General features: G+C 65.4%; 8 protein-coding genes. 4 read left to right on the forward strand and 4 right to left on the reverse strand.

Annotated elements, in window-relative coordinates; all coding sequences use genetic code 11:
• Positions 1–275: 275 nt before the first annotated feature.
• The 4 genes from ROTAS13_RS14995 (at position 276) to ROTAS13_RS15010 (ending at position 3,992) form a co-directional block, all read left to right on the forward strand.
• Entirely contained in the window at positions 276–908 is a 633-nt protein-coding gene (locus ROTAS13_RS14995; protein ID WP_139323375.1) for a hypothetical protein, read from the forward strand.
• 60 nt (positions 909–968) lie between these two features.
• Positions 969–3,338 (forward strand): DotA/TraY family protein, encoded by a 2,370-nt coding sequence (locus ROTAS13_RS15000; RefSeq protein ID WP_075822734.1) that lies wholly within the window; start codon positions 969–971, stop codon positions 3,336–3,338.
• Positions 3,339–3,617, forward strand: a complete 279-nt coding sequence (locus ROTAS13_RS15005; protein ID WP_075822735.1) for a hypothetical protein — start codon at positions 3,339–3,341, stop codon at positions 3,615–3,617.
• A gap of 63 nt (positions 3,618–3,680) precedes the next feature.
• Positions 3,681–3,992 carry a hypothetical protein gene (locus ROTAS13_RS15010; protein ID WP_075822736.1) on the forward strand — a complete coding sequence of 104 codons (312 nt, stop codon included), beginning with the start codon at positions 3,681–3,683 and terminating at the stop codon, positions 3,990–3,992.
• A 3-nt stretch (positions 3,993–3,995) separates the two neighbouring features.
• Here the strand turns inward: ROTAS13_RS15010 and ROTAS13_RS15015 are convergent, their stop codons facing one another.
• The 4 genes from ROTAS13_RS15015 to ROTAS13_RS15030 form a co-directional block, all read right to left on the reverse strand.
• Positions 3,996–4,550 carry a hypothetical protein gene (locus tag ROTAS13_RS15015; protein ID WP_075822737.1) on the reverse strand — a complete coding sequence of 185 codons (555 nt, stop codon included), beginning with the start codon at positions 4,548–4,550 and terminating at the stop codon, positions 3,996–3,998.
• A 3-nt stretch (positions 4,551–4,553) separates the two neighbouring features.
• Entirely contained in the window at positions 4,554–5,432 is an 879-nt protein-coding gene (locus ROTAS13_RS15020) for a hypothetical protein (protein WP_239370935.1), read from the reverse strand.
• Positions 5,433–5,757: 325 nt separating this feature from the next.
• Entirely contained in the window at positions 5,758–6,576 is an 819-nt protein-coding gene (locus tag ROTAS13_RS15025) for a hypothetical protein (RefSeq protein WP_075822739.1), read from the reverse strand.
• A gap of 48 nt (positions 6,577–6,624) precedes the next feature.
• The gene (locus ROTAS13_RS15030; protein WP_139323376.1) at positions 6,625–7,032 is read right to left on the reverse strand and encodes a hypothetical protein; all 408 of its coding nucleotides are present in this window, start codon (positions 7,030–7,032) and stop codon (positions 6,625–6,627) included.
• Positions 7,033–8,033: the final 1,001 nt, after the last annotated feature.

Raw genomic sequence — 8,033 nt, forward strand, 5'->3', positions numbered from 1 at the left:
GTGGGTCGGCCGAGGGCCCCTCGGCCGGGAAAGCAACCGCACGCGAGGCGGGGGCGGCAAGTCCGCCGAGCCAGGAGCCAAGGCAGGCTGCGACAGCCGGCGGTGCAGACCCCACCCGTTCGACCGAACCCTCCCGCGCGGAAGAGTCGCGTCAGAAGATGGAAGCCGGTCATCCGGGATGGAAGCAGGACGTGCCAGAGGCCCAGCGGGCTTCGACGGCGCCCCCCATGCCAAACGGCGTCCAGGTCCGGGCGCCGGGATTGGTGGGTTCGATCATGGCGACGCTGGCCCGGCAGGAGCCGTCGCGGCCGTCGCCACTGGATTCAACGCCGTCTCCCTTGGCCGACCGGGTCAGCCGCTTCGAGCAGCGGATGCAAGAGGGACGGGAAGAAAACAGCTTCCGCGGTGCCGAGCAGTCCGGGCGGGCGGCGGTCGAGGCGCTGCAAGCCTTCGCCAACGGGCCGGGGGCCGGCGTGATCAACCGCATCCGCGAGGCCGCCAAGACGGATCCGGGCGGCATGGCCGGGGTCATGTCCGAGATGCGGGCTGGCGGCGTCTACGCTGACCTGCGGCAACAGTTCGACGGCGCCATGCAGAAGGAGAAGGCCTTTGCCGCCGCCTATGACCGGGCAGCCACGGCCACCGGCCAGTACGCCAAGGACCGGGCGGCGGTGGATGCCATCATCGGTCAGCGGCCGGACGCCGAGGCTCTGACCGGCCGCTTCCAGAAGCTCGATGCCCAGGTCGGCGAGGCTGCCGTCAACACGCCGGGTCGCAAGGAGGGCAAGAACGCCCTTGAGGAGTTGGCTGAGAAGGCGGCCGAGATCATCTCGCGGGCTGTGGACAAGGTGAAGGCGGCTTTCTCCTCGACCGTTCGTGCGAGCAGCAGCCCTTCACCCAGCCCGTAGGCCCATCCGTTCGCACCACGGCCGAGCATCCTTGCGGGAGCCCTACCCCGCGAGGATGCCATGCGCCGCCCCTGGCCCCTGATCCTGAGCCTGAGCCTGACCCTGGTGCTTCTGGCCGTGCCGGCCATGGCCCAGACCACGACGAACTCCGGCATGAACATGAGCTGGAGCGCCCTCGACCCCGGTGACGACTGGGCCGCCCAGGTCCTCAAGTCGCTGTTCCCGGTGATCGGGACGTCCACGGGGCCGAGCATCGGCGGCGCGACCTCCGTTATCGGGCTCATCATCAGCCAGCTGACCGGCTTCGTGGCGGCGATCGCCATGACCTGGCTTTGCTATTCGACGATCATGCAGATCCACCGTGGCGCCGAGACCGCCCGGCTGTTGTCGAGCAACATGACCTCCATGTTCATGGTCCGGCTCGGCTTCGCGGCGATCATGATGTACCCGCTGTCGAGCGGCTTCAGCGCCGGCCAGGCGGCTGTGGTCCAGGCCTCCATGTGGGGCATTGGCATGGCCCGCTCGGTCTATAACAACGCCGTCAAGGCGGTCGGGCCGGACGCCATGGTGATCGACCCGCCCATGATCCCCGGCACCCGCTCAGTGGTTTCGGCGCTGATCCAGATGGAACTGTGCCGGAACCTCGTGAATACCATCGCCAACAACAGCAACCTCGTCCCGGCCCCGAACGCCGTCACGATCAGCATGGTCGACGGCAGCCAGGTCCAGACCTGGTCCTACTCGCTGTCGGCCGGCAATGAGACGGGCGGGCCGGTCTGCGGCAGCCTCACCGTCAGCAACACGGACAGCTCGGCACAGTTGATCGCCGGCGTCACCGTGGACAAGGCCGCTCTGCTGAACAATGCGATCACCAGCGTGCTGACGGGCGACATCCGGCCGCAGGTGCAGCAGGTCGCGCAGGACTATTTCAGCACCCGGCGGGCCTCGGCGCTGGAGCCGCTCATGGGCGTGCTCACCTCGGCCACGTCCGACTACACCCAGAAGCTGACGCAGATCGCGACCGACGCTGCCTCCGCCTTACGCAGCGCCATGCAGGACGCGACCCAGGCGCGAAACGGCAATGTCGGCCTCGGGAACGGCCAAACGCAGCTCTCCGCCCTGGGCTGGAGTTCGGCCGGGGCCTACTACCTCGAATTCGCCCGCCTGAACGGCGTCACCCTGTCGCTGGTCAATTCCACCCCGCAGGTCAACCTGCCCAGCTACCAGGGGCTCGGGCAGTCCCTGTCTCTCGACCTCGCGCCTTTCGTGCAGTCGAGCCAAAGCTTCCTGACCCGGCTGCAGTCCTATGTCACGACCACGGACGGGCTGAACCCACCCGGTGGTAACGCCGAGCTGTTCTCCGGCGCCGTGCCGGGCGAGGACGGCAACGACCTGCTGGAGCGGCTCTACAGCAAGATCGGCATCAGCAGCTGGATGCTGAAGAAGATCACCACCTACATGCTGCCCAGCGCCACCATGTGGACCGATCCGTTCGGCAGCCTCATGGCCCTGGGCAACTTCCTCATCAACATCGCCCTCATCACCCTTGGCGGCGCCGCGCTGCTGGCGTCCAGCACCGGCAGCACGGCCCTCACCGCCTGGCAGGTTCTGACCCTGCAATGGGGCGGGGCAGCGGCGACGGTGGTAGCCCACTCGGTCGTCAACTTCCTGGCCACGCCGATCTTTCTCGGGGCGGCCAGCATGCTGATCCCTGGCCTGACCATCGCCTTCGTGCTGCCGATGATCCCCTTCGCAGTCTGGTTCGCCGGGGTCATGGGCTGGCTCATCCTGGTCTGCGAGGCCGTGGTGGCGGTCCCGCTCTGGATGCTGGCCCACATGACCTTCCAGGGGGAAGGCCTGCACGGGCGGGGGATCGAGGGCTACAGCCTGCTGTTCAACGTCCTGTTCCGGCCGGTGCTGATGCTGCTCGGCCTGTTCTTCGGCTATTTCATCTTCAGCAGCGGCTCCTGGCTCATCCGGCAGGGCTTCGGGATCGCGGCCGGCTTCGCGTTGTACAATGGCGGGATCCTGACCAACTGGCTCGGGCTGGTGGTCATGGTCTCGATCTTCGTCATGATGCATGGTGCCCTGGCCATCATGTCGTTCCGGATGATCTCCCTTCTGCCCCACCATCTGCCCAAACTGATTGGCTTCGGATCGGCGAACCGGGTAGACATGGACCAGTACAGCAGGGACGCTGCCCTGGTCGGGGTGGCCGGCACATTGACCAATCTTCAGGAGGGCCTCGTTCGAGGCAGCCAGGCGGCTATCCGGGCGGTCAACGGTCCTGTCCAGATGCTGGAGGGACAGGCTGGATCAACGGCTGCCACCGCTAGGAACGCCCGTCGTTCAGAGGCAGTCGGCAGCAGTCCTGTCGACACGACCGTTCGAGCTGCGTCCGACACGACGTCGCCTCGGGAGGAGGGATAAATGGACGATGAGCCTTCGTCGGGTGGCATGAGCCCTTTCGCGGCCTTCGCGCTTGGCCGGATGTCGGCCCGCAACCAGCAAGTCATGGGTGACTTCGCCGAGTCCATCACTCAGCGTCTACAGCCGCGGGCGCCGACCGTCGACGTGAGTGCGTTGCTTGCCGAGAACCAGGCCCTACGTCAGCAGGTAGCCGACTACGAGCGAAACTACCGCGCGCTCAAGCGGTGGGCTGAGGAAGCTGAGGGTGTGCTCCGTTCCAATGGGCTGATCGGCAACTAGCCTCTACGGTTGAGCCGTTCGCACCGCGGGAGCGCATGGTGGTCTCCTCAACAGGAGTTCACCATGCGCCCTTCTCACGTCCTGGGTTTGCTCTCCATGGCCATCGCGCTGTCCGCCTGCGGCGGCGGCAACATCAAGTCGGCCCGCGACTACTCGGCCCCGGCCGCGCCGCCCGTGCGGCACCCGACCTACAGCCCCTATGCAACCTATGGGACGGCCAATGCCACCTGGGTGCCGCCCGTGGCTGACCGGCGCGGCACCATCGTGCGGCCGACCGACCCCTCCGTCCTTTCCGGACGCCCGGATTACGAGCACGCCCCTTGGGCGACGGGGGCGGCCGGAGGGGAACAGTTCGCGCCGGCTGGCACCTTCTGAGCCTCAGTTCGGCCAGAACCGCTCGGCCGTGGACAGGTACTCCATGGCCGAGCCGAGCCGCCCTGTCCGGAGCTGCCAGTTCAGCCAGGCATTCTTGAACGCCAGCAGGAAAAACACCGCGCAGAAGGGGATGAACTCCAGTCCCAGCACCATGCGGCTACCGGACCATGGCGCCGTCAGCGCCTGCCACAGCCACCAGCCCAGCACCAGCCAGCCGCCGGCGAACGCCATGTAGGCGATCCGCGCGGTCTGCCGCCGACGCTCGACCATCCGCTCCTCGAGGGCGGGCACCGTCAGCCCATGGCTCAGGGCCGTCGCCGCCATGTCAAGGCGGCCGTCCGGACCAGCAAAGATCCGCTTCGGGGCTCCGGGGCCCTGGCGAACCGACGCGGCGAGGCCCTGGATGAGCCTGCCGTTGCGGATGATCTCCTCGCTCCCGCTCGCCTCCCCGGAGCGAGACCACAGCCAGCGGGGGCCAGCCATCGCCGCGCGGAACACCAGCCTGCGCTTTGCAGGCGAGCGGGGCGCGACGAGGTCGATCCTGGGATCCTGCTGCATGGCTCAGCTCCCGATCGAGGCCAGCACGGCATCCAGGTCGCCCGGTAGGCCATCGGCGCGGCCTTCCGAGCCGTCCGGCTTGCGCCAGATGAAGGTCGGGGTGCCCCGCAACTGGATGGCATGCGCGGCCGCCATGTTGGCCTGCAACCGGGCTGCCGCTTCCGGAACGGGGGTGCCGTTCAGGTCGCCCCGGCTCCAGGCTGTGACCATCTGTTCGGCGGGCTGGCTCAGCATGGCCAGCGCGCTGGTGGTGCTGCGCCCCCGGTCCTCGTAGTCGAGCACCGAAAGCGGGATCACCGCCAGCTGCACCCGGCCGCTTGCGACGAAGGGCTGCAGCCGCTGCATCGCCTGCACCGAGTAGGAACACTGCGGGTCGATGAACATCCACAGCCGCGGCGCCGCGGCGTCACCGAGTGTGCCGAAGGTGGTCGTCTGGACCACACGCAGTCCCGAGGCGGGCTGAGGTGCTGCCACAGCGGCTGGCATCGCCGCGTCCACCGGGCCGATGGTGACGGTGGGCATGGTGCCGGCAACGGAGACCACCTGGTCGCGAGTCAGGTTCTTGCCCGCCGCGTCCCACATCACGCCGGGGATGACCCGCTCGCCGTCGGGCGTGGCGTAGAACACCTGGAACTGCGGGCCACTCCTGACCAACAGGCCGCGAAGCCCGTGCTGCATGCCGAGCTCAGTCAGGCTGCCGCCAGCGATGCGGATCAGGTCAGCCGTCGAAAGATCGGCCATCAGCCCGCCGACCACCGCCTGCCCGTCCGGGGCGGCCGACATCAGCATGAACTGGTCGCCCGTGCGGACCACCACGCGGCGCATCCCATGGTAAGGACCGAGGTCGGTCAGCGTGGCGCCGGAGGCCGCGATGCGCTGCAAGGCCGCGATGCGCCGCAGGTCAGTTGGGGCGGCCGGAGAGGGTGTGGCCAGGCCAGAAGGGGCTGCGGCGGGGGGAGGAGATGATGTGCTGACCGATACCGGCGGAGGTGTATCGGCAGCCGTGAGCGGCGCCAGCAGGCTGCAGTGCGGCTCGGCGAGAGCAAGGCCGGGTGCCAGAGCCAGGCACGAGGCCAGAAGGATGGATCTCATGGAACCTCCGTTGCAGAACACGTACGGAGGTTACGGGACAGTGGTGCGAATGGAGCGGCTCAGCAGCTCACGCTTTTGGCTCCCGGGGCCAGAGCTTGCCAGTGATGTTGCCCCATCATGAACCCACCTCGGCCGCCGCTGCGCAATCCACATCGTTCTCGGCCAGCAATCTGCTGATGTCTGCAATGTAGGAACGGGAAAGATCAACCCGCCCGCAGTGGCCATCTTCGAGGGAGCCAGTCTCCAGAAGTCGCCGGAGTACGGTTGCCTTGGCCTGTGCCGTATGGAACGAACGTGCTGGCATCTCAGCCAACGCGGCGATGACCTCGCGCTTTTCCTGCAAGGTGTCCGACAGTGTCTCGGCCAGCTCGTCCAACTGCTCTGGGGCGAGGTCTTCCTTATCCATCTGGGCAATACCAGCGGCTATTCGCTCGATCAGGCGGACGCACACCTCGCTGGTGGCGATAATGGCGCGCGCCGCCGCGGAAGCCTTGAAGGCTTTCGCCCGGCCGGCTCCAGCCCTGGCGTAGCAAAGGCGGTCGACATCGAGCAGAAAGGACAGCAGGACCGCGTCGCGCTTGGGGGCCGGGTCCTCGTAGCGCTGTGGCAGAAGGCGCTCGATCACAGCGAGCTTGTATCGGACACCACGGCAGCTCAGAGCTGGCGTGGTGGCGATGCGCTCGGCAATCACAACCCGCTCTCGGTCCAGTTCAGCCAGTTGGCAGACCACATCTTCATTCTCGAGCGCCAGGTCTGAACCGATCCGCCGTACCCCTTCGTGATAGGCTGCATCGGCGCTCTCCAATGCTTTGCAGTCCGCCAGCAGTTTCCCATCGGGGTCCCACTGTGGCGCGGTGTCGATCCTTGCCGCGCTGTTTGCGCCTGCCAACAAGCCGGTGAGAGCCTTGTGTCCACGAAGTTCCCTCAGAAGCATACGGTCGCCTCCTGCGGGCTACCGGCCCTTTTCCGGAGCGTCGCGGTTTCAGGGCTCCACGGGATCACTCGATGGGTCGTTTCGCCGGGTGCGTAGGCGGGCGCTCTTCTGAGCAGCCTGCTCGCCAGCAAGCCGTACGCTGACAGCGCCACGGAAGTTGAATTCGAACCGGAGCATCTCGATGACCCGGTCCAGGTCCTTGAACAGCCGTGGTCGCGCGGGCCAGGCGATATGGAAGACGCTGTAGCCCTTGCGCCAGGACGTGAGGATGTAGAGGGCGTAGGGTGGCTTTCGGCTGTCAGGCTCCTGTGCCTCGGCCATGACCCCACGGATATAGCCACCAGCCGCAATGCCCTCCACCAGATCGGCATTGGTGATGGACGGCATATCGGCGGGGACGAAAGACGCATACCGACCGGGGTCGTCACACGATGATGCCTCGTCGAACAATCCCATGTATCGGTCCCTGTCCCGCAGCACCCACACCACCAGCCGTAACGGATAAAGGCAGGGCTGCCTCGGTCGGAAGTCTCGTAACCTGGATCGCGCACCCTCTGTGATCCTCGTTCCAGACGCATCCACAAAAGGATATTCACCGATCGAGTGAAAGGTCGCAGGGCGTGAAAATGCTTCCCCAGACATAGGGTCTATGACGGACGAGAAGGCGCCTGACTTCAGCAATGCCCTAGTCGAAATCTTTGTGATGCGTGGAAGCAGATCCGAAGAACCAAGACCCAAACCACCGCTCGGAAATAATTTCTCGAAAGTAATTTTGCCGACATGAATACATGGAAAAGGTCTTTCCATGGTTCATGTGAATGATTTCTTCCGGATACCTATCCAAACGATCTGGTGCAATGCAAGCAAGAGTTTCGGCAGCGAAGCAACCATTTTTCCATAGGGCTCTCACCACGCGCAATAGTTGCGATTTTCTGCTCAATAATAGGATTCCAGAAAGTTCTATGGGCGATATGGGGGCGATTGTGCTTGGTGTGGTATTGTCCACAGTCTCCGCGCTATCATCCGCAAAGCGAGACGGCGTCTATCATGTTGGGCACTGTTCATATGGCAGCCGTGCTGGCGCTATCCGATCGCTGATCCCGCAGGTGCTGGTTGCCAGGGCTTCAGATACGAGTTGACCCTTGACCGAAAGGTCGAAACCAGCCGGCAAGCGACTCATGGTTTTACATAATTTTCATTATCGAGTTTGAGGATGTAGGCGCCCGATTAAAATGTCCGCTCTCGTGACCCTGGATGAACCATCGATACTCTCGCTAGCCTCCCCGCCCCTCAAGGCGCTGACTCTGCACGCTACGTTGCGCAGCAATCCTAGCACTACCTGGGCACTTTAGGTTTGATGGGCGGCAGGAATCGTCGTCTGCAATGTGGACATCGCACGGGTGATGCGAGGTGAGCAAACAGCCGTGCGGTGATGGCCTGTCGCACGGCAGGCAGGC

The sequence above is a fragment of the Roseomonas sp. TAS13 genome (assembly GCF_001950415.1).
Classification (GTDB): Bacteria; Pseudomonadota; Alphaproteobacteria; order Acetobacterales; family Acetobacteraceae; genus Roseomonas; species Roseomonas mucosa.

Excerpts from the sequence above, each read along its gene's own strand:
- ROTAS13_RS15010 (WP_075822736.1), top strand. The coding sequence starts at position 3,681 with ATGCGCCCTTCTCACGTCCTGGGTTTGCTCTCCATGGCCATCGCGCTG.
- ROTAS13_RS15030 (WP_139323376.1), bottom strand. The coding sequence starts at position 7,032 with ATGGGATTGTTCGACGAGGCATCATCGTGTGACGACCCCGGTCGGTAT.
- ROTAS13_RS15005 (WP_075822735.1), top strand. The coding sequence starts at position 3,339 with ATGGACGATGAGCCTTCGTCGGGTGGCATGAGCCCTTTCGCGGCCTTC.
- ROTAS13_RS15015 (WP_075822737.1), bottom strand. The coding sequence starts at position 4,550 with ATGCAGCAGGATCCCAGGATCGACCTCGTCGCGCCCCGCTCGCCTGCA.
- ROTAS13_RS15000 (WP_075822734.1), top strand. The coding sequence starts at position 969 with ATGCGCCGCCCCTGGCCCCTGATCCTGAGCCTGAGCCTGACCCTGGTG.
- ROTAS13_RS14995 (WP_139323375.1), top strand. The coding sequence starts at position 276 with ATGGCGACGCTGGCCCGGCAGGAGCCGTCGCGGCCGTCGCCACTGGAT.
- ROTAS13_RS15025 (WP_075822739.1), bottom strand. The coding sequence starts at position 6,576 with ATGCTTCTGAGGGAACTTCGTGGACACAAGGCTCTCACCGGCTTGTTG.